Here is a 21,751-nt window from a genome sequence, read left to right as displayed (position 1 = left end):
AATCTACAAGCCAATCTATATGGATTGGCTTTTTTATGATTAATTTCTGAATATATTTATAAATAAGTGTTAAGCCAATGACTTAATTGTAAGTCAATGTCTGTTTCTTTTTTTGAGCATGAAAAGAAGAATGATAAAAATGGTATCTAATCAAACCGGAATGCATCCAAAGCCAGTATTTCAAACTCCATACCTTGATGAATTCTTTCTCCTTTCGCTGCATTGCTTGCTCCCCATGCAGCCATTAATGGTAAGAAATGATCCTGGCTAGGGTGATTAAACTGAGTAAAGGGCGCCTCGTCTAAATAATGAAACATGGCATTTTTATCTTGTTGTAGCAATTTGTTATTGATCCAATCTGTAAAGGCTGTAACTTTGGTTACCCGGTCTTTATCAGGTACTGGATTAAATACTTCTCTCAGATTATGGCTGATGCCCCCTGAACCAATAATCAGAATATTGTTGTCACGAAAGTCAGATAAGATTTCACCATATCGATAATTCACTTCTGCACCAAGCAAGCTGTTGATGGATACCTGTACTACCGGAATATCGGCATCCGGGTACATTAGGATGAGTGGAATCCAGACTCCGTGGTCCCATCCTTGTTCATCCGATAAAATGGGCTTCAAACCGTAAGACTCAAAGCGATTGGCGATTTTTTTTGCCAGCTCCGGAGAACCAGATGCAGGATATTTAATATCGTATAGTTCTTGTGGAAAACCATAAAAGTCATGAATGGTTTTCGGTGCTAATCCGCTGGTTATGACAATATCTTTTCGAAGATCAAAGTGCGCGGAAAACACAATGATAGCATCCGGTTTTTCGATGGTTTTGTCCAGACCGGCAATAAAATTGGAAGTCGCGCTGTTTTCAACGGCCATCATTGGTGAGCCGTGAGAGATAAAAAAGCTGGGCTGTGTTCTTGTGTTCATAATTCTATCTCCGGGCCAACAGGAACAATTCCGGTTGGATTTAATGCTTTAGCTGAATAATATCCTTGTTTTATATGGTCAATGTTGACCGTTCGATCGATGCCTTCAAGTCTGTAGATGCGTTTCATATACTGATTCAAATGAGGCATATCAGAAACCCGGTTTCGATTGCACTTAAAAATACCGTGATAGGCCACATCAAACCGGATCAGTGTGACAAATGTCCGGATGTCAGTCTCTGTCATACGGTCTCCAAACAAGAAATCCCGGCCATCGCTTAGCTGTTGTTCGAGCTTATCCATGGTAGCGAATACGCTCTGGTAGGCTTCTTCATAAGCAAACTGAGAGGTCGCAAACCCTGCCTTATAGACGCCATTATTGAAGTTGTGATAAATGTCTTCATTCCAGCTATCGATTTGCGCGCTGAGATCCGCGGGATACAGGTTTAGCGATGAATCTGTCAGGTGATCGAATGCCGAGTTTAACATTCTGATAATATCGGCGGATTCATTGTTGACAACGACTCCCTGCTTCTTATCCCACAGAACTGGTACAGTTGCTCTGCCAGTGAATTGAGGATCGGCATGAGTGTACAATTCGTGCATGTAGTGGAATCCATTCAGTACATCATCATCGCTGCCGGGATATCCGCCGAACTCCCATCCCTGATCGCTGAGTTTAGGGTTAACAACGGATATGGAAATGTAGTTTGTCAGTTGTTTCAGTTCTCTGACCATCAGCGTTCTTGATGCCCATGGGCAGATAAAACCAACGTAAAGATGATAGCGATCTTTTTCCGCTTTGAATCCCCCGGTTCCGGTCGGACCGGCCGAACCATCTTTGGTGATCCAGTTACGAAAGCTTGATGTCTGGCGAATGAATCGCCCCTGTTCGTCTTTTTTCTGTACTGGTTGCCAGTCTTCTGTCCAAACGCCATTTACTAACATCGCTTCCTTCCTCTTTTGTTGATTAAATCTGTGTGAATCTGCCCATGAATGTTTTACTGGTTTTTTACCGGTTCTGTGCGCTTAACTTAGTGAATAGCCATTGGTCAATGGAGTAACGGCCTGCGCCCTGAAACAATAAGGTTGTGGTGACAGCAAGCAGAGTTAATGCGTATTCAAAGCCATCGTTTGCCAGGAATAATCCATTTGGATAATGGTGTGTAAATGCCATCAGCATTGTGAATGCAGTAACCAAAGCTGCCGGCCGGGTAAACAATCCCAGAACAAGAGCCAGTCCGCCAAAGAATTCAGCACTGCCAGCCAGCAACGCCATCAGGAAACCAGGGTGGAAGCCTATGCTGTCCATCCATTGTCCGGTGCCGGTCAGTCCGTATCCACCAAACCAGGCAAAAAGTTTCTGAGAACCGTGGGCGGCGAGAGTCAGTCCCACAGGTACTCGTAAAATTAATGAAGATGCGCCTGATTTAGAGTCCAGTAATTTGGTGATGATTGAATTAGCCATAATGATTTCTCCTGCTTGAATATCGTGTGTTTTTATTCGATGTGTTAACTATATTCGTAAATAATTAATTGATAAATGACGCTTCTGTGTAATAATTATCAACATTATGTTTATAATGAGGTAAAGATGGATAAGCTTGATACCATGAGAGCATTTACCGTTGTCGTGCAGGAGAACTCATTCTCGAAAGCCGCTGCAAAGCTGGATATTTCTCCTCAACTGGTTAGTAAATATGTATCGAATCTGGAAGACAGCTTACAGACAAGATTGCTTAACAGGACAACGAGAAGAATCAATGTTACTGAAGCAGGGCAGGCTTATTATGAAAGGTGTCTGCAAATTTTAGTCGATATCGATGAAATGGAAAATTCACTGGCTAATTTACACCAGAATGTGTCCGGTCGTCTTTCGGTCAGTGCTCCTATGTCATTCGGGATAACGCACCTGCCCAGATTGCTGACAGCTTTTCACAAAGAGTATCCGGATGTTTCGGTTGATATCAATCTTACCGATAAAAAGATCGATCTAGTGGAAGAAGGGGTAGATGTCGCTTTGCGGATTGGTCGATTGACCGACTCATCTCTTATTGCTAAGAAGATTACCACAATTAATCTCTGTATTTGTGCGGCACCCGATTATCTTGCACGGTACGGAGAGCCTAAAACCCCGGAAGAGTTAATCCAACACCGGTATTTACGTTATACCTATGCTGACATTTCTGCTTTGTTGTCCGGACTGGAACAGGGGAAAGGAGTTTTAAATCAAAAAGGGTATCTATCATCAAACAATGGCGATATTTTGGTGAATGCGGCGATAGAAGGAGAGGGCATTGCTATTCAGCCGACTTTTATTGCGGGAAATGCCATTGAAAAAGGACAGTTAGTCCGTATTTTAAAAGAATTCGAGCCTCAACCATTAGGGTTATATGCTGTCTACGTTAACCGGAAATTTCTGGCCGGAAAAGTTCGGAGTTTTATTGATTTTGTCGATGGGTTTTATCAGGACATTCCATATTGGGATGAGGCAATAGCAGAAATCAAGTAGGTTATCTCCCACCGATGGGTATCATCAGTGGGAGAACGATATCAGGATGTAAGCTGGGCTTTTTGTGAGACGACCACTTTTCTTTTTTCCGAAAAAACCGTTAGCAGCCGCTGTAATCCGATAAAGCTGAAAAGCAGAATTCCGATGATGATTTTTGTCCACCATGAACTCAGGGTACCGTCAAAGGTAATGTAGGTTTGAATGACACCCTGAATCAACACACCGAATAAACTGCCAAATACGGTTCCGACGCCACCGGACAGCAATGTTCCCCCAATAACAACAGCAGCGATAGCATCCAGTTCAACTCCGACTGCTGCTAATGGGTAACCTGCTGATGTGTATATGGCAAAAACAATTCCGGCGACGGTTGCCAGCAGACTGGATAACATATAAATCCCGACAGTCGTCTGTTTAACCGGTATGCCCATCAGTTCAGCGGATTGGTAATTTCCACCAATAGCATAAACGTTGTTGCCAAACCGGGTACGGTGGGCCAGCATCATGCCAATTGCAACAACACAGAGCATAATGACAGCAATCAGGCTGAGCCTCCCGCCACCGGTTAACTTCCAGGATGCTCTTGATAAGTCGTAAAAAACCGGATTATCAATGGGAAGAGATTGTTCTGAAATCAAAAAGCTTGCACCACGCAAGAAGAACATGCCGGCCAGTGTCACGATAAAAGCGGGAATTTTCAGTGTATGGATGATCCATCCCATCAGAGCCCCGAAGGATGCGCCGAAACAAAGCGCGAATATGACCGCAAGATAGGGAGACAGGTGGTAATCACCGATCAGTTTAGCCAGAAAAATCCCGGTAAAAGCAATGACTGAACCGACTGACAGATCAATGCCACCGGATAAAATAACAAAAGTCATTCCAACCGCGACAATACCAAGAAAAGCATTATCAGTCAGAATATTACAGATAATTCTTGTGGAAAAAAAAGTGGGATATTCCATTGCACAGAATAGGTAGCTGACCACGAAAACCATCATAGTAATAAATAAGGGAAGGTGACGTTTAATCATGATGAACACCTCGGTTTAATTTTTGTAAAAGAGCAGGAGATTGCATAATGAGAACGGTTAACACGACAATTGCTTTTACAATCTGGTTCCATTGTGGCTGATAACCGGACAAAAGAATACCTGTGTTGACTCCCTGAATGATGAGCGTTCCGACAATAGCGAGGAAAATGTTAAAACGTCCGCCCATTAGCGAGGTACCGCCAATAACAACAGCCAGAATGGCATCCATTTCAAGCCAGAGTCCTGCATTGTTAGCGTCTGCGCCTTTAATATCCGCTGCAACAATAATACCTGCTATAGCAGCCATAATCCCACTGATGACATAGGTACTCATCACGATTACGGTGGTATTTACACCGGCATTCTTTGCTGCCCGGATATTGATTCCAATGGATTCTATAAATAATCCTAATGCGGTTTTTTTTGTTATTAACCAGACACATATAGCCATGAGAATCGTGATAATGACCGGGGTTGGGAAGAGAAGAAGGGAACCGCTGCCAATCCATGAAATAGCATCATTGCTGAAGGTGACAATTTGCCCTTCGGTAATTAACTGGGCGACGCCTCTGCCGGCAACCATTAGTATAAGTGTGGCGACAAACGGTTGTATTTTTAGCACCGCCACAAGCAGACCATTCCAGAGTCCGCAGGCTACCCCGGATGCCAGAGAAAGAAGGAGCACCATTTCAACCGAATGACCGCTTCGGATTAGACTGGCCATAGTGGCCCCGGAAATGGCCATCACCGCACCAACGGAAAGGTCGATTCCACCAGTAGCAATTACCAGCGCCATTCCGATACTGAGCAGAGCGACCGGAGCACACCGGTTTAAAATGTCAATCAGGCTGCCAAATAAACGGCCGTCCTGTAACTGGATGGAAAAAAAGTTGTCAGCAACCAGGCTGTTAACTAATAAAACGACAACTAAGGCCAGTAATTGAGGTGAACCGGTTGGAAGTTTAAACCGGGTTTGGGAGCCAGGTGTTTTTTTAGGAAGTATAGAGGTATTCATTATCGCCTCCTTATACTGCAATGGCGTTCATGATGGCGGGGACAGACAGTTCCTCTGAGGAAATTTCTGCTATTTGCTTACGGTCTTTAAGCACAATAACCCGGTCGGCATAACCGACCAGCTCTTCAAGTTCAGAAGAAATAACCAATAAGGCCAGTCCATCAGCACAGAGAGATTCAATCAGCCGGATGATTTCTGAGTGTGCACCGACATCAATTCCCCGGGTTGGCTCGTCTAAAATCAAGAAACGCGGTTCGGTCAGTAACCACCGGGCCAGGAGTACTTTCTGCTGGTTACCTCCGGATAAGAATCCTAAAGGTTGTTCGATGTCAGGCGTTTTTATTCCCAATTGTTTAACGAAGCGTTCGGCCAGTTTATTTTGCTCTTTTCTGGAAATCGGACGATACCAGCCCTTCTGGGCCTGAAGGGCGAGAATAATATTTTCTCTGACCGTTGCACTGGAAATAATGCCATCTGTTTTTCTGTCTTCCGGACAAAAGCCAAATCCTAATAGTGAAGCTTGTTGCGCAGAATGGATTTTTACTGGTTTTTCTTCTATTTCGCAGGTTCCGGAGTCATTCGGTGACATACCAAAAATTACCTGAGCAGTTTCTGTTCTACCGGATCCAAGCAGGCCCGCCAGTCCGATAATTTCTCCGGGATAAATATTCATATCAAACGAATTAATTGTGCCGCGTTTGCCGAAATTTTTAAGTTTAATCAGAGGCTTTGATGAGTCACGGGTTTTACTGGTGCGTTTTAATGCGTTACTGTCAAGTTCGCGGCCTAGCATCATTTTAACGAGTTCAATCTGGCTGGTTTCCGCGGTAATGCAGGTTCCGACCAATTCACCGTTTCTTAGCACAGTTATCCTATCCGATATTTCGTAAACCTGATCTAAAAAGTGAGTAATGAAAATGAGGCTGATTCCCTTGCCCCGGAGATCGTTCATTATTTTGAATAACAGTTGTACTTCGTTAGCATCAAGGCTGGCTGTCGGTTCATCAAGGATAAGTACTTTTGCCGAGAGAGATACGGCTCTGGCAATAGCGATAATCTGTTGCATGGCAACAGAATATTGATTTAACGGAAGCGTTACGTCGATATCAAATCCGAAGGACGCCATGATGTTTTTTGCTTCTCTGGTCATTGTTTTTCGATCAGTGAAACCAAATTTGCGTATTTCCCTGCCAATAAACAAATTATCGACAACTGACATGTTGGGTAACAGGTTGACTTCCTGATATACCGTTCCAATACCCAATTCCTGAGCGTGGGCGGTATTCCGGGGATTGATTTCTGTGCCTTCCAGATAAATTTTTCCGGCATCTTTTTGATATACGCCGGTAAGTACTTTGATAAGCGTTGATTTTCCAGCGCCATTTTCACCAAGCAGAGCCATGATTTCTCCCTGCTGCAATGAAAAATCAACGTCGTTCAGGGCTTTTACACCGGGGAAATGTTTACCTATTCCCTGAGCATTAAGGATAGGAGCGGGGGTTGATAGCGACATGACAATGCCTCCTGCAAATTAATGGACCACTTAACTCTGTCCCTCTCCATCCCTTGACGGGATGGAGAATGGCAATTTGTCAGAAAGAGGTCTAGTACCCCATATCTTTTTTACGTTCCAACTGCTCTTTCGCGTTTACTGGTTCAAATAGCAGAGATTTCGTAATGATTTGTTTAGGAGGAATCACGCCTTTATCTTTATATGCGATTAACGCGTCAAATGCAGGGCCTGCCATATTCGGTGTCAATTCCACAGAAGCGTTTGCTTCTCCAGCCAGCATAGCCTTGAAAATATCAGGGACGCCATCAATAGATACAATTTTGATGTCTTTCCCTGGATTTAATCCTGCTTCTTTTATGGCCTGAATGGCACCGATTGCCATGTCGTCATTATGTGAGTAAACCGCACAGATGTTTTTCCCGTTGTCTTCCGCTTTTATGAAGCTTTCCATGACTTCTTTACCTTTACTCCGGGTAAATTCTCCAGACTGAGTCCGGATAATTTTCAGATTGGGATTTTTCTTAACGACGTCTAAAAATCCTTCTCTCCGGTCCAGAGCAACACTGGCCCCAACGGTTCCCTGAAGTTCTACAACGTTACAAGGAGCTCCGTGCTCTTCTTTTACCAGCCATTTTGCTGCGACTTCACCCTCGTAAATATTGTTGGCTGTAACTGCTGTCATATAAAGCGATTTATCTTTAACACTGATGTTTCTGTCGAGTAGAAATACCGGAATATCCGCGTCTTTCGCTTCTTCTAATACCGGACCCCAGCCAGTTTGTACTACCGGAGCAATAAAAATGGCATCGACACCCTGAGCAATAAAAGAGCGTACTGCTTTAATCTGGTTCTCCTGTTTTTGTTGAGCGTCGGAAATTTTGAGTTTAATACCTCTTTTCTCTGCTTCGATTTTTGACACACTGGTTTCAGCTGCCCGCCAACCGGATTCCGAACCGATTTGGGAGAAACCAACCGTAAGAGTGTGCGCATAAAGAGCAGAGGAAAGCAGGAGCGAGCTGATAGCCGCTGTCAGCGTAAGTTGTTTTATCATAATAATTACCTTTTGCTTCGTTCACGTTGTAGGGCCGGTCTTTAAACGACCGTTATTTGTTGTCGTTATGTCGTAAACAAAGAATATGTGCTTTGATCTGCTTAGCTGACGATGAAGTTCACAATAGAAGATGAGTAGCTCATTTATCCATGCCATTAGCTAAATTCCCCATGAAGAGAAATTAATTCTGATAAATCAATAAGTGTTGATAAATTGGTAATGGAAACAATAAAAAACGCCTGATGACTCAGGCGATATGATACGTTATGGGTTTACGTAAGTGGGAGGGGCTATACGGCAACATCATAGTAAACAGGAATGTTAGTCAACGCTGTAACTTCATCGATGTACTGCTGTATTTTCTCCGGAAACCGGATGCCTTTGATAACGGTTAAGTTTCTGAGCATTGGATAGAAATTGATATCGTCATAGCTCAGCTGATTATTTTTTTCTGATGGCAGTGTCAGCCAGTCGATTTGAGTCAGCGCGAGATTCATTTCGGAAAGTAGCGAGTCGGTTTTGGATATAGCTTCGTTAAAACTCATACCAATCAGCGCGGATTTATTTTTTTCATACCAGGCTTTTGCATCATCGCTGCCAAACTCCGGAAGGACGATTTTTAACCAGCGAGGGTAAACCAGTGGTCCTTCAACGCTCTTTACGGATTTTTTCCATTCCTCAATCTGTGCTTGTTTTGTCGAAGGGGTAATCGATGGGTTGTCATCGAAGTTATCCATAAAATCAACGATATCAAGACTTTCAGCCATGTAAGAACCGTCAGGCTTTTGCAAAATAGGAACCATATTCGCACCGACTTTTTCAATACGAGCCTCAACATCATGATTTTGTAAATAAACCAGCTCGATATCGATTTTTTTCAGGTTGGCCGTCATCATTGCTTTAATACAGAAAGGGCAGTGCTCAAAAACAAACAGTTTCATTATTTCTCCTTTATAGCACAGGGCTTGCTGTGGAAGTGCCATTTAATCATTTCTGCTATGGAACGTTGATAACATTATCTGGTTATCTTGCTGTGAAAACAAGAACGGACAGAATCCAGATAGAAAATAATGTGTTTGTCGATCGAATGTAAATGTAAGAAATGACTAAAAGTAATGTGTTGATGACAATGAAATAAAAATTTCATTTGTATTTTTAATACAATTTTTGTTGCAGTTTGTGTGATCGAGATCTAAAATAAACGCATAAATGAAATTTAATTACAAAAAAATAATGAGGAGTGTGACCATGTTCACTAAATTTGAGTATAGTATTTTCAATTTTGATAGTCCGTTCTACCAAACTGGTTTAGAAGTTTCTCAGCGTCCTGTTTCAGGTAAAAAAGACAAAGTTATATTAAAAGAGAAAACTTCTTTTTTGTCTGTTGTGAGCAAACTATTTTTGCGTCCGAAATTAGTTTAAGCCCGCGATTTATGTTGGGGTAGAATTTTCCTAGTTTGAAGAATATCGAAACCCGAAAGATAATATTTGATTGGCCTGATACTTTTTGTGACATGTTAGTGTCATGTTGATGGCCAATTTATTGAACGAGTTTATTATGAGTATTGCTTAGTTTTATATTCTTGTGAGCTGAGTAATAGTGTCATGTATCCCAACCCCATCCCTGCTATTTCCTGATTATTAGCAATCCTATTTTGGTGACAGGGCCGCATTCCTTAATTTACCAAATCTGTTCTCTTCATCCGTCTGATAAACTCAAGGTTAGGTATCACATAAGTATCCTAGTTGTTATAGTAGTTTGTATTGTCTCTGATCTGAAGCATAAGGATATGATATGAGAATTGTCATTGCACCTGATTCCTATAAAGAAAGTCTGACCGCTATGGAAGTTGCGAATGCGATTGAGAAAGGGATTACAGAAATTATCCCTTCAGCTCAATGTATTAAGGTACCGATGGCGGATGGTGGTGAAGGCACTGTTCAGGCGATCATTGATGCGACTCACGGTGAAATAAATGAAACAAAGGTTAGGGATCCTCTTGGCAGAAGTGTCACTGCACTCTGGGGTATTTCGGGTGATAAAACGACAGCCATCATTGAAATGGCTGCGGCTTCAGGAATTCATCTGGTCTCAGAAGAGGAGAGAAATCCTTTATTAACGTCCAGTTACGGTACGGGAGAGTTAATTAAAGCGGCCCTGGACAAGGGGGTTAAACACATTATTTTAGGAATTGGGGGAAGTGCAACAAATGATGCTGGTTGTGGCATGTTGCAGGCATTAGGGGGACGTTTACTTAATCGTGAGGGTAATTCTATTTTGCCTGGTGGCAGTGCAATAAGTGAATTGTCTGATATTGATCTGACCGCGATGGATCCCCGTTTGGAGGAGGTCACACTTGATGTTGCCTGTGATGTTGATAATCCGCTGTGTGGTCCTGAAGGCGCCTCTGCTGTTTTCGGGCCACAAAAAGGGGCGACACCGGAAATGATCAGCAGGTTAGATGATAATCTGAGGCATTTTTCGGATGTAGTGAAAAGAACAACCGGTGCTGACATTTTGAATATTCCCGGTTCAGGCGCTGCTGGTGGCTTGGGTGGTTGTTTAGTCGGTTTGTGTGGTGCGACGCTTAAAGCTGGCGTCGATATCATCATTGAAGCGGTATCTTTAGAGAAGGCGATGGATGGAGCTGATCTTGTTATTACCGGTGAAGGCCGGATTGATAGTCAGAGCATTCATGGTAAAACGCCGGTCGGTGTAGCGAAAGCAGCAAAAAAATACCATCTTCCGGTGATCGGCATTGCAGGGGCTCTTTCTTACGATAGTGATGTTGTCCGCCAGTATGGCATAGATGCGGTCTTCAGTGTTGTCCCCCGTGCGGTTTCGTTAGAGCAAGCCCTGAAAGACGCGGATAGTAATGTTCAGATGTGTGCAAGGAATATTGCTGCACTGATATCATTAGGGACAGTTGTCCGGTAAATAATTTACCTGCTTAACGTTTGATTTTTTTGTAAAAATGTGAATGAGCCGTATTGATGTTTGGCTATTTGTGTTATCAGTCAAACATTGATATTTCTCATCGTCTATTCTGTCAGTATTGAATTTACTTACTTTATTTTCGTTTCCATTTCTTTACTTTCCCTGAATAGGAATGAGCCTAATGGATTGTGTACTGTCAGACTCTGAGATTCAAACATTACTTTTTAAAGAAGCACCCTATGGAGATATCACCACATCTTTGTTGGTTGGTTACTGTTCTGCAAAAGTCGTTTATGAAGCGGCCTGCGATATGACACTTTGTGGTGTCGAGGAAGCTGCCCGCCTTGCCATGTTAAAAGATTTACAGGTCGAGGTTCACTGTCGCTCAGGCGATAATATTAAAAAGGGGACGAAAATACTGACCATGTCCGGAGGTAGTGATGATCTTTTTATGGCCTGGAAGGTAGCTCAGAGTTTGATGGAGTGGATGAGCGGCATGGCGTCCTATACTTCTGAGTTAGTTCTTGCTGCGGATGGTATTCCCATAGCCTGCAGCCGTAAGCAAATACCTTTTACAAAAGCACTTTCCGTAAAAGCGATTCGTTCTGGTGGTGCGATTATGCACCGATTAGGCTTTTCTGATAGCTTATTAATTTTTTCTGAACATCGTCAATTCCTTGAACGTACGGAAGAAGAAATTATTGAGTTTCTTTCCAATTCCGCGCCCGAGTACAGAACTGCTGTTGAAGTCAGTTCCATTGATGATGCTAAACGTTGGATCCGCAGCGGTGCAGAGATTATTCAGTTAAATCAGTTTTCACCTTATGATGTAGCTGTGTGCAGACAGTGTATCCATTGGGAAAAACATAAAACCAAACTGGCCGTTTACAGTGATGTTACTCTGAGAAATGTCAGCGATTATGTGTCAGCGGGAGCGGATATTCTCGTTACTGCGGCACCTTATTATGCACAACCAAAGAAAATTTCGACTTTATTTTTAACGGATTAAATTCATCATTCGGCAATGAAGGTTCATAGCAATCATTAGTATCTGTTGGTAAACTTCTGCCTATTATGTTTTTGATGGAATTTAAACGGATATGTTTAGAAAAAATAGTGTGCGTCATTTTATGCGCCGTGTTCCAATGATGTGTTTAACTCTGTTCTTGATTTCTGGTTGTACACAACAGCCAGAAATTAAAAAAGTCGATGGTTTTGCTCAGGGTACGACATACCATATCAGTTGGTGGTCAGATAAGCCGGTTTCGATTGAGCAGGTCAATAAGCAATTTTCTAAAGAGCTGGCAATCATTGATCGTGAATTTTCGACATACCGCGATGATTCTTACATTTCAAAATTTAATAAAAGTCAATCTACAGACTGGCAGCCCGCCTCGGACGATTTTATCGATTTGCTGCATATTGCTCAGATGGTGAATAAGAAAACAGACGGATGTTATGACCCGACTGTGGGACCTTTGTTTAATTTATGGGGATTCAAAAAAGATGTATTGCATGTCCCCAGTGATGAGCAAATTTCCGCCGTTCGATCTGAGCTGGGATTGGATAAAATTCAGATTGATGAAAAAGGTAAACGAATTCGTAAAACTCAACCTGGTGTTCAGCTTGATTTTTCATCGATGGGTGAAGGATATACGATAGGTAAACTGAGTAAGATTTTGGAAGATGATGGGATTTCTGATTATCTGGTTGAATTCGGTGGCGATATGAAGATTCGGGGACATAAACCCGGTGGGCAGAAATGGCGAATTGCCATTGAGAAGCCCATCTCTCAAAAAGAGGGAAGGCAGCCATATCAGCTAGTGACCATCAATGAAGAAAATGGGGTTACTTTGGATACGTCCGGAACATACCATCATTCATTTGATGAAAATGGTAAAGAATATCCTCACATTCTTGATTTGCGTACCGGTGCACCGGTAAGTCATAACCTTGTGTCAGCTTCTGTTTTTGGTAGTGTTCCTGCCGTTAGTGATGCATGGGCAACTGCTATGCTATGTCTGGGACCGAAAGAAGGCGCTGAAGTGGCGAATAAAGAGCAGTTGGAAGTTTTCTTTATTCAGAAAGAAGGCGACCAATTTAAGAATTTTGAGAGCTTAGCATTAAAAAATTCCCCTCGGGTGGCATTTGATCATAAATAGCCCGTTATCACTCTCCATATGCGATTTATATGGAGAGTTTTCCCACGATTTCCGGTTATAAATTTTTCGTTTTTATCGTGACTATTCGGCATGAGCCAACAATAAATCACTGTTAGTTAGTGTTAAAATACTATTTTCACTGATTATTACAGAGGATTTATGGCTAACCCGGAACACGTGGAAACGCTCGATATTTTGGATAAAACTGGCGTTGTAATGTATCGGACCGGAATCAGTATCTTTGCGATTTCGTTGTTCGCGTTTTCAATTGAATTGTTTGGGCAAGCTGGGCTATTTCCTGTTCCAGAAGTACTTGGACACCTTATTTTGTCTGGGTTGGCGTTAGGGGTGGCACTAAGTGCGGGAAATATTCATGTGTACAGCAAACCTGTCAGATACGCGATTTCCTGGCCTGGCTGGGTGGGGCTTATCATATTGTTTGTTGACATCCATCAAACAGTGGTTTGGCTTGCTCTTGGTTTTTTCTTTATTACCTTTTCAGGAATTGCGCTGAAAGAATCGTTTTGTTTTAAAGTGATAGGATTAAAACTGGTACCATTATTTTTAGCCAGCAGTGTTTTTCTTATGTTTTTCAAATTTTTGTGGATAACCGGTTTGTTGCTTTTACTTGCCAGCGGAATACTGGCTTATCTATCAAAAGCGAAATGGCAGATGCCTTTACATTTTGATATCGGTGATAAATCAAGGTATCAGGTATGAGTTTTCTGATGCCTTGAGTTTTTATATGTGTTTCTTTTGAAGCAAAACGTTTTTAGGTTTAAGTCAGGATGAGATTGAGGTAGCATTATTTGGCAAATGCTAAATTTGATGTGAAGGTAATCTGGAATGAACATTAATAATGTAAAGCTTGTCTATTTTTCTCCGACAGGAACCAATGAAGCAATACTAAAAAGTATTGCCGGTGGACTGGCTGTTGATGACGTTGAAACGGTTAATTTGACCAGAGAAAGTTCTCTGGAACATGAAACATTAGAGTTTAATGAGGATGTTGTTATTCTTGCTGCTCCTGTATATGCGGGAAGAATTCCTCTGACAGCAATTGAAAGGTTCATGAAAATAAAAGCTAATCATTCCTTGGCTATTGTGGTTGTTGTGTATGGCAACCGTGCTTATGATGATGCGCTACTGGAATTGAAAGATTTGGCGGTTGATGTGGGCTTTCGTGTTATTGCCGGAGCGGCTTTTATTGGTGAACACTCTTTTTCATCCGGGGAATTCCCTGTTGCTGATAATCGACCTGATGACCAGGATATCCGGGAAGCAATAAATTTTGGTTACCGAATCAAAGAAAAGATATTAACTCTGGATACTATCCGGGATGCTAAAGAATTTGAAGTCCCTGGCCATTATCCCTATCAAGAAAGATCCCCATCGATGCATATTTCTCCGGTGAGTAATGAAAACTGTGAAGGCTGTGGTTTGTGTGTTGAGCTTTGCCCTACCAGTGCAATTTATATCGATGATGTTGCAATATCAGACAGTGAAATGTGTATTTTGTGCAGTGCCTGTATAAAAGGCTGCCCTGAAAAGGCAAGATTCTGGGAAAGTGACAATATTCTGGAAAAAGCCCGTTATTTAACAGAGAACTGTAGTGAACGGAAAGAGCCGGAAGTGTTTGGGCTGTAAAACGTCATAGCCCCAAAGGGTCATGACGTTTTCCGGTTAGTTGTCCAAACTATCGTTAACTGAAAGAGACGGTTTTAAGAAATTTGGCCGGTTGTTTCTCTACCAATATATTTCCTTTTCGGACGGACCAGAGGATGTCGGCTTGTTCTCTGATGACTGAAATGTCGTCTGTACCCTGAAGAATAATAAAGTTAGCGGGTTTACCAATTCCTATCCCATACTCTTCGGAAATATTCATTACTCTTGCTCCATTTTCCGTTATAAAGTCTAAGGCATTGGTAAAATCATCGTATCCCATCATATGACAGGTATGCAGAGCGAAATCAACCTGACGAAGCAATTTACCATTACCTAAGCTATACCAGGGATCCTGAATAGAATCTTGAGCAAGAGCAACATTGATACCGGATTCACGAAGCTCTTTTATTCTTGTAATGCCGCGTCTTTTCGGAAAACAATCAAATCTTCCCTGAAGGTGAGTATTTTCTGTTGGGCAGGAAACAAACTGAATGCCGGACATTTTTAACAGACGGAATAATTTTGAACAGTAAGCATTATTGTATGAATGCATTGCAACAGTATGACTAGCCGTCACTTTTTCTTTCATTCCTGTTTCCAGTGCAGTTGTTGCCAGAACCTCCAGAAAATGTGAATTTTCATCGTCGATTTCGTCACAATGAACATCAACCAATTTATTATGCTGCTTTGCCAGCTCCATCACCCATTTTACGGATTCCACGCCATACTCACGGGTAAATTCATAATGAGGTATGGCTCCAATCACATCAGCTTCATGTTCCAGCGCTTCGATCATTAGCTTTTTCCCTTCGGGAAAAGAAAAAATACCTTCCTGTGGAAAGGCAACGATCTGAATGTCCAGATATGGAGACAGTTTCTTTTTTAAAGCTGTTATTGCTTTTAAAGCAGTTAAGGTTTGGTCGGTAACATCGACATGAGCTCTGATGTACTGAATACCGTTATTAATCAGAAGCTCGGCCGCTTTTAAAACTCTGGACTGTACATCTTCTGTGCTTAGCATTCCTTTTCTGTCTGCCCAACATTCGATTCCTTCAAAGAGAGTACCACTGTGATTCCAGCGAGGCTCGCTAGCGGTAAAGATTGCATCGAGGTGGATATGAGGCTCAACAAAAGGAGCACATAATAATTGCTCATTTGCGTCTATGTCTGAAGGTTCTTTAAGCGGGTGAGGTTGTTTTTCTATTTGAGTAAATATTCCATTGCTGCAGTGAAGAGTGAAAAGCTCCTGATGGTGGCGCAGGCGGGCATTTATGATTTTCATAAGGCTCCCTCTATGACATTAATTCTATAATGGTTTATATTCACTTGTGTTAATAGTAGTCTATTCCTGTTTTATTTCGGTTTATCTGGATCGAAATTATCCTGAACGGTGGATGAATGTGATCAAGATGCCTGATTATCTGAGAGGAATATCAATAGGTGTGTTGGGATTTAAGTGCTTATTGGTTTTCTGAATGATATTTTTTAATGAAGTTATCTATTGAAATCGGTCGTTCGAAGAAAAAACCCTGATAATACCGAATTTGCTTACCACGCAAGTAATCAAGTTGAGTTTGAGTCTCGATGCCTTCAGCAACAAGGGGAACTTGGATTCTCTTTGCAAGATCAATGATATTATCCAAAATATTGGTATTTGAATTATTATCATCGATCGTATTAATGTAACTTTTATCTATTTTAATAAAATTAACATTTACCTGGTGGATATATTTTAATGAGCAATGACCAGTACCGAAATCATCTAATGCGATAAGAAAATTTTGTTTCTGAAGCCGATCAATATAATTCATATAGAGTTTATTATTTGTAAGCTCCATCCTTTCCGTTAGTTCAAGAATAGGTTCAATATTATTTTTTAATAATTTGTTTTTTATTAATATACAGTCATTGAAAAGATCATCGTTTTCAAACTGAGCTGGACAAATATTAATGGACAAAAATAGCTTTTTATTAAAATGGTGTTGTTGAAGCTTTTTAATTGTTTTATTTATTAATTGATTTGTTATTTCAATAATTTGTCCATTATTTTCTGCAATTTCGATAAATTCTGATGGAGAGATTATTCCTTTTTTAGGGTGAACCCAGCGAGCCAGAAGTTCTGCGCCTGTTAAGTTTCCATCGATATCAAATGACGGTTGAAGATAGGGCTCGAATTGTTTTCGTTTAATTCCTTTTTTAATTCGAAAATATGCTAGGTTATAGTTTTCAAAGTTCTTATATAGTGGTGAGCCGGCAAAGGTAATTAAAGCCATCCACATAAGTAAGAGAATACCATAATTAGCAAAAATATAATGCAGTGTATCCGAGTAGGTAATTTTATACGATGTGCCGAATAAATCGGCCTGAAGAATGTGATCTGGTTTTTCTGTGTCTTTTTGGTGAAAAATACCTGATGAAGTAAACACAATATCATCAAAGTGAAGGGATAAATGAAAATTAGATGGAGTAGTTAATGCTTGTTTAAAAAAATCTGGATGGTATGCAAAGGTTGTTGCGATGGATCTTGACATAGGAATCCGGAGTAACAGGACACCACGTTGCATAGTTAGCTCTCTGTTTTTGAATGGTGTTTTATCAGTATAAAAAAGTTGATTTTCTGAATTAAGTGGTCTCCAATTCTTCATTTTTATTTTTTTATTTTTTGAAATAGTACTGCAGGTGATTGTTCCGCCATCACTCAGGGTAATACTTCTTATATAAGGGTTTTGGTATAGAAAAGGTTCAGAAACCTTCAGGAATTCTTGGCAATCACCACCTGTGATAGTTTTGGACAACGTGTGATTATAAAATATTTCAGTTTGATTAAAAAGATTGATGGTTGTCTCTTGCAGTTTTATTGCTGCTGTATTTGCTGCTGTTTCCAGACGAAAAAATCCAAAAACAGATATGGTCAAAATACCGAAAAGATGAAGGGAAAATATGAATAATCTCTTCTTCTTCATAAAAATATCTCTTTGCAAATAGAATAGTATTAAGTTATCACAAACATCAGGGTAGAATCATCATATTTCTTTACAAATAGTTATATCATTTGGATTGTTATGCGTATTTTGAGAACTTGTACTAATGAAAAGAAAAAACGATATCATCTCAACCTTAATTTTAGAATAAAATTAAGTTAGGCTAAAAAATAAAAAGAGTACTTTTAGGGTACTCTTTTAAGTATATATCCACGATCCGGAAAACTTATTTTGTTGTCGTCGCTTGTTCTTGTTCAGTCGCTTCTTGATCCAGATGAGAAGAGTCCTGAGGTGGTAAGTCTTGTTGCTGTAACTTTTCTTTACGTAATGTTCGGTGTAATAACTGGCTGTATATAGGCTGGCCACCTAATAATTGCGCAAAAATAACGGCACCCAATCCGGTAATGATTAACGGTAAAATGAGATAATAGTTATTTGTCATTTCAATAACCAGTAGAATACCGGTAATCGGTGCTCTTACTGTTGCGGCAAATAATGCCCCCATGCCCGCGATTGCAAACATACCGGGATCGATACCAAGATGAGGGAACATGCTGTTTGCTGTTGCGCCGAAGGCGTAGCCGAAGAGGGTTCCAAGTGCCAGCATTGGAGCAAAAATACCGCCCGGTGCGCCAGACCCGAAACACAGCATGGTTGTCAGAATTCTTCCAAGGAATAGCAGTAACAGAAAATTGGCGGAATACGCACCGGTCGTTAATGTTGGGATTAAGTGTATACCACCACCAGTTAATTCTGGAACGTGAAGCAGCGTTAAACCAAAGAAGCCGCCAAGAAGAGTTCCTGTAATCAGATAGCGCTTGCGGTTATTTTTGTGAATTTTTGCAAAGATATCTTGGAATATGGTGACTAGCTTATTAAAGAAAACCCCGAAAATACCAAAGAAAATCCCCAGAACCAGAAAAAGCCATAAAGAATTGATGGCGGGAGCCTGATACTGAGGCATATCAATTACTGCATCCTGGCTCTTTATAATGCGGAAAACAATATCAGAAGAAATTGCAGCAATAATAACGGCTTTAATTGAAATAAGAGAATAACGAAACTGTGGGCGCATTTCTTCAATGATAAACATGATGCCAGCAAGAGGAGCATTAAAGGCAGCGGTAAGGCCACCAGCTGCGCCACAAGCTAACAAAGAATGACGGGCATCATCATCTTTTACCCGGAAAATATCGGAAACCATACGTCCAATAGCGCCACCCATTTGAACCGTCGGACCTTCCCGTCCGAGTACCATTCCTGATCCCAGAGACCCCATTCCACCGAAAAATTTGACAGGTAACACCCGCCACCAGCGTACCGGGCGCATACCATCCATAGCGCCTTCTATTTCCGGAATTCCTGAACCAGCTGCTTCGGGAGCGAATCGATGAACAAGATAGTAACCAATAAATGCCAGACCGGCACTGATAAGAAACGCGGCCAGCCAGAGGGGAAAGTGGCTGCTAATTTCGCTTTTCAGCCATTCGGTTCTTGTGTCTGAGATAAAATGAACAGCCAGTTCGAAATACGTTCCGACAAACCCAGCCAAAACGCCGACAATAACCGATAAAATGAGCACTGATACAGGAGTTTTGTCTTTAGAGAGAAACTGGTTAATTGAGTCTTTTGGGACTCTGGCAAGGAGGGCTGTACGAAATCTCTCTTTTGTAGACATTTTAAATCAATACCTCTTCGAAAATGAGTAATGGGGATCAACGAGCGTGCAATTATACCTGTCCGAAACAGCAGCTGAACTGGTAATGTTGCAATGTTGATTTTCATATTTGGGAGGTAGGTATTATATCGAATTTTTGAAGTGTGAGCGATACCCAAAAATAATACATTTTTATGGCACATACAGAATTTTGTTCCATTATTAACATGTAAGGCAAAGTTAATGGACCAAATGGAGGTTGAAAGCGTCTTACATACAATTTGGATTCTGATACAGACAAAGAAGTTCAAATGACAGTCCCCGCCTATGACCGTCAGATACTGATAACGGTTCGCAAGCTCACGATATGAGTAACGGGGAAAATAAAAGGCGTGCTTAACGGTGCGCCTTTTTCGTTGCTCCCATACAGAAAACATTCTTTTATATGATAAATTCTGTTTTTTTCTGGTGGAATGATTAAAATAGCCACTTGGGTATATAAAGGGAGTAAGAAAATGCCACAGAAGATACCAGCCAATATCATCACTGGCTTTTTGGGTGTCGGGAAGACTACTGCGATTCTTTCACTTCTTAATAACAAGCCGGAAAATGAGAAATGGGCCGTTTTGGTCAATGAATTCGGTGAAATAGGTATTGATGGGGCGATGTTGTCCGGGCAGGGGGCTGTGGTAAAAGAAGTACCGGGTGGATGCATGTGCTGTGCAGCCGGTGTGCCTACTTCTGTTGCTATTACTGCATTGCTTCGCCAGCAGCCCGACCGCCTGATTATTGAACCAACCGGATTAGGGCATCCTAAAGAGATTATTGCTCTTCTGCTTTCCGCACAATATTCTCCTTATATCGATTTAAAAGCGACCATTACACTGACGGACCCACGTTATTTGAGTAATGAGAAGTATCTGTCTAATCAGAATTTTCAGGATCAGCTGAATTGTGCAGATGTTGTTATCGGTAATAAAGTAGATTTGTGTACTGCTCAGGACATTGATACTTTTAACAGCTGGCTGACTGAACAAACACCGGCAAAAGTGTTTCATAAACTGGTTAGGCAAGGGCAGATCCCTCCGGAAATTCTTGAACTTTCTCGCCGAAATGAAGAATGGAATGAAGAAGATAAACATCACCACCATCATGCAGAGGAAGAGCCTCAGTTTATGTTGGAACCGGGTAAGGCTTATACCCGAAGAGAGAATACCGGACAGGGCTATTATAGTTGCGGTTGGTTGTTTGGTGCTGAATACACGTTTGAGTTTGATGCGTTGTTTTCTCTATTTCAGGAGTTAACGGCTGAGCGGGTTAAGGCGGTTGTGAATACCGATCGTGGATGCTATGCGTTTAATAAAGCAAACGGAGTATTATCTATTAACGAGCTATCTTTAGATGGTTTCGAATCCAGAATCGAAGTCATAGACTCTCAGTTGATGCCCTGGGAAGAACTGAATGAAATTTTAGTTACTTTATCAGGCGTAAAATATACCTGATTCATATGAACTAATTAGTAGGTAGCGGGTTGTCAGATAGTCATCGCCAATTTTGGCAAAAGAAGGCAAATTTCCCGCTATTCTCATCTCTTTCAATCACAAATAGAAGATGATTATTACTTATTGGTATTGACTAATCCAGTGATTAACAATGTTGTCAAATCCTTTTTTAATAGGGCGGCCATTGTTTGTCTTGTCATTAATAAATGTGTCATCATGGGTTTTCTTATAAGCGGATAATCCCTGAGAATTTGCCCAGTAATATAATCCCCAGTTCTCTAAATTCCACTCTTCATCATATGGATTACATTCGTAGTCAATGTAATATAATTTTTTGTCGGCATAGATGAAATTATCAGGGAAATAGTCAATATTGATCTTTGATGCTTTCAATTTTTTTGATATTATAAATACTTGTCTTAGACTTGCATCATTGAGCCTATTATTAACGATACTATCTGTTATCAGCTCTCCATCAATGTACTCTTTGACTAAATAATTATCTTTAATGTTAATATTATATAACTTTGGAATTGATATTTTTAATTTATTTAGTAAATTATAAGCATTCAGTTCAAGTTTTACTTTGGACTCCGAACCAAATGAATAATATGAACACAATTCATTGTGCATAAACTTAATAACATACTTCTTATTGGCATTACTAGCCAGATATGAGTAACCTGATTTCCCTTTACCTAATTTTTTAATTATTTTTAAACATCCTATTTTTGTAGTAATATACTTACCTTCTGCATTTTTGATATTCATATCTATACTATCTCAA

Annotated in this window: 20 protein-coding genes; 8 read left to right on the top strand and 12 right to left on the bottom strand. The window is 40.9% G+C overall.

Going from position 1 to position 21,751, the window contains the following annotated elements; translation table 11 throughout:
* Positions 1–146: 146 nt before the first annotated feature.
* From LRQ06_RS19185 to LRQ06_RS19175, 3 genes are all read right to left on the bottom strand, one after another.
* On the bottom strand, positions 147–935 hold the full coding sequence (locus LRQ06_RS19185) for a DODA-type extradiol aromatic ring-opening family dioxygenase (RefSeq protein ID WP_232768653.1): 789 nt from the start codon (positions 933–935) through the stop codon (positions 147–149).
* Positions 932–1,882 carry a glutathione S-transferase family protein gene (locus tag LRQ06_RS19180; RefSeq protein WP_232768652.1) on the bottom strand — a complete coding sequence of 317 codons (951 nt, stop codon included), beginning with the start codon at positions 1,880–1,882 and terminating at the stop codon, positions 932–934. Before LRQ06_RS19180 ends, LRQ06_RS19185 begins: the two co-directional genes overlap by 4 nt.
* A 64-nt stretch (positions 1,883–1,946) precedes the next feature.
* A complete protein-coding gene (locus tag LRQ06_RS19175) occupies positions 1,947–2,402 on the bottom strand; it encodes a DoxX family protein (protein ID WP_232768651.1) in 456 nt (151 codons plus the stop codon).
* A gap of 126 nt (positions 2,403–2,528) precedes the next feature.
* On the opposite strand from LRQ06_RS19175, the gene LRQ06_RS19170 reads away from it, so the two are divergent.
* Positions 2,529–3,446, top strand: coding sequence for a LysR family transcriptional regulator (locus tag LRQ06_RS19170; protein ID WP_232768650.1), 918 nt, complete (start codon positions 2,529–2,531; stop codon positions 3,444–3,446).
* Between the two features lie 41 nt (positions 3,447–3,487).
* Here LRQ06_RS19170 and yjfF read toward each other — a convergent pair whose 3' ends face one another.
* The 5 genes from yjfF to grxB form a co-directional block, all read right to left on the bottom strand.
* The gene (gene yjfF, locus LRQ06_RS19165) at positions 3,488–4,480 is read right to left on the bottom strand and encodes a galactofuranose ABC transporter, permease protein YjfF (protein ID WP_232768649.1); all 993 of its coding nucleotides are present in this window, start codon (positions 4,478–4,480) and stop codon (positions 3,488–3,490) included.
* The gene (ytfT, locus tag LRQ06_RS19160) at positions 4,473–5,495 is read right to left on the bottom strand and encodes a galactofuranose ABC transporter, ATP-binding protein YtfT (RefSeq protein WP_232768648.1); all 1,023 of its coding nucleotides are present in this window, start codon (positions 5,493–5,495) and stop codon (positions 4,473–4,475) included. Before ytfT ends, yjfF begins: the two co-directional genes overlap by 8 nt.
* Before the next feature lie 10 nt (positions 5,496–5,505).
* A complete protein-coding gene (ytfR, locus tag LRQ06_RS19155) occupies positions 5,506–7,008 on the bottom strand; it encodes a galactofuranose ABC transporter, ATP-binding protein YtfR (protein WP_232768647.1) in 1,503 nt (500 codons plus the stop codon).
* 91 nt (positions 7,009–7,099) lie between these two features.
* Positions 7,100–8,059 (bottom strand): galactofuranose ABC transporter, galactofuranose-binding protein YtfQ, encoded by a 960-nt coding sequence (gene ytfQ, locus LRQ06_RS19150; protein WP_232768646.1) that lies wholly within the window; start codon positions 8,057–8,059, stop codon positions 7,100–7,102.
* A gap of 290 nt (positions 8,060–8,349) precedes the next feature.
* Entirely contained in the window at positions 8,350–9,000 is a 651-nt protein-coding gene (gene grxB / locus LRQ06_RS19145; protein WP_232768645.1) for a glutaredoxin 2, read from the bottom strand.
* A 307-nt stretch (positions 9,001–9,307) separates the two neighbouring features.
* Between grxB and LRQ06_RS19140 the strand changes: the two genes are divergently transcribed.
* The 6 genes from LRQ06_RS19140 to LRQ06_RS19115 all read left to right on the top strand — a co-directional run bounded on the left by LRQ06_RS19140 (position 9,308) and on the right by LRQ06_RS19115 (position 14,806).
* The gene (locus LRQ06_RS19140; protein WP_232768644.1) at positions 9,308–9,481 is read left to right on the top strand and encodes a hypothetical protein; all 174 of its coding nucleotides are present in this window, start codon (positions 9,308–9,310) and stop codon (positions 9,479–9,481) included.
* Positions 9,482–9,854: 373 nt separating this feature from the next.
* Entirely contained in the window at positions 9,855–10,997 is a 1,143-nt protein-coding gene (locus LRQ06_RS19135) for a glycerate kinase (RefSeq protein ID WP_232768643.1), read from the top strand.
* A 181-nt stretch (positions 10,998–11,178) separates the two neighbouring features.
* Entirely contained in the window at positions 11,179–12,006 is an 828-nt protein-coding gene (gene modD, locus LRQ06_RS19130) for a ModD protein (protein WP_232768642.1), read from the top strand.
* Between the two features lie 91 nt (positions 12,007–12,097).
* Complete coding sequence (locus LRQ06_RS19125; RefSeq protein WP_232768641.1) at positions 12,098–13,159, top strand: FAD:protein FMN transferase; 1,062 nt, start codon at positions 12,098–12,100, stop codon at positions 13,157–13,159.
* Between the two features lie 159 nt (positions 13,160–13,318).
* Positions 13,319–13,879 carry a DUF2301 domain-containing membrane protein gene (locus LRQ06_RS19120; RefSeq protein WP_232768640.1) on the top strand — a complete coding sequence of 187 codons (561 nt, stop codon included), beginning with the start codon at positions 13,319–13,321 and terminating at the stop codon, positions 13,877–13,879.
* Positions 13,880–14,005: 126 nt separating this feature from the next.
* Complete coding sequence (locus LRQ06_RS19115; RefSeq protein ID WP_232768639.1) at positions 14,006–14,806, top strand: EFR1 family ferrodoxin; 801 nt, start codon at positions 14,006–14,008, stop codon at positions 14,804–14,806.
* Positions 14,807–14,861: 55 nt separating this feature from the next.
* Here LRQ06_RS19115 and codA read toward each other — a convergent pair whose 3' ends face one another.
* The 3 genes from codA to clcA form a co-directional block, all read right to left on the bottom strand.
* Positions 14,862–16,106, bottom strand: coding sequence for a cytosine deaminase (codA, locus tag LRQ06_RS19110; protein WP_232768638.1), 1,245 nt, complete (start codon positions 16,104–16,106; stop codon positions 14,862–14,864).
* 178 nt (positions 16,107–16,284) lie between these two features.
* Complete coding sequence (locus LRQ06_RS19105; RefSeq protein WP_232768637.1) at positions 16,285–17,787, bottom strand: EAL domain-containing protein; 1,503 nt, start codon at positions 17,785–17,787, stop codon at positions 16,285–16,287.
* Positions 17,788–18,031: 244 nt separating this feature from the next.
* On the bottom strand, positions 18,032–19,483 hold the full coding sequence (clcA, locus tag LRQ06_RS19100; protein ID WP_232768636.1) for a H(+)/Cl(-) exchange transporter ClcA: 1,452 nt from the start codon (positions 19,481–19,483) through the stop codon (positions 18,032–18,034).
* Positions 19,484–19,977: 494 nt separating this feature from the next.
* Here clcA and LRQ06_RS19095 point away from each other — a divergent pair, with 494 nt between their 5' ends.
* Positions 19,978–20,964 carry a CobW family GTP-binding protein gene (locus LRQ06_RS19095; RefSeq protein ID WP_232768635.1) on the top strand — a complete coding sequence of 329 codons (987 nt, stop codon included), beginning with the start codon at positions 19,978–19,980 and terminating at the stop codon, positions 20,962–20,964.
* Positions 20,965–21,084: 120 nt separating this feature from the next.
* On the opposite strand, the gene LRQ06_RS19090 is transcribed toward LRQ06_RS19095, so the two are convergent.
* Entirely contained in the window at positions 21,085–21,735 is a 651-nt protein-coding gene (locus LRQ06_RS19090; protein WP_232768634.1) for a BUD32 family EKC/KEOPS complex subunit, read from the bottom strand.
* Positions 21,736–21,751 lie beyond the last annotated feature (16 nt).

The organism is Vibrio salinus, from assembly GCF_021272385.1.
GTDB lineage: Bacteria > Pseudomonadota > Gammaproteobacteria > Enterobacterales > Vibrionaceae > Vibrio > Vibrio salinus.
This window is presented reverse-complemented; position numbering and strand designations above follow the sequence as displayed.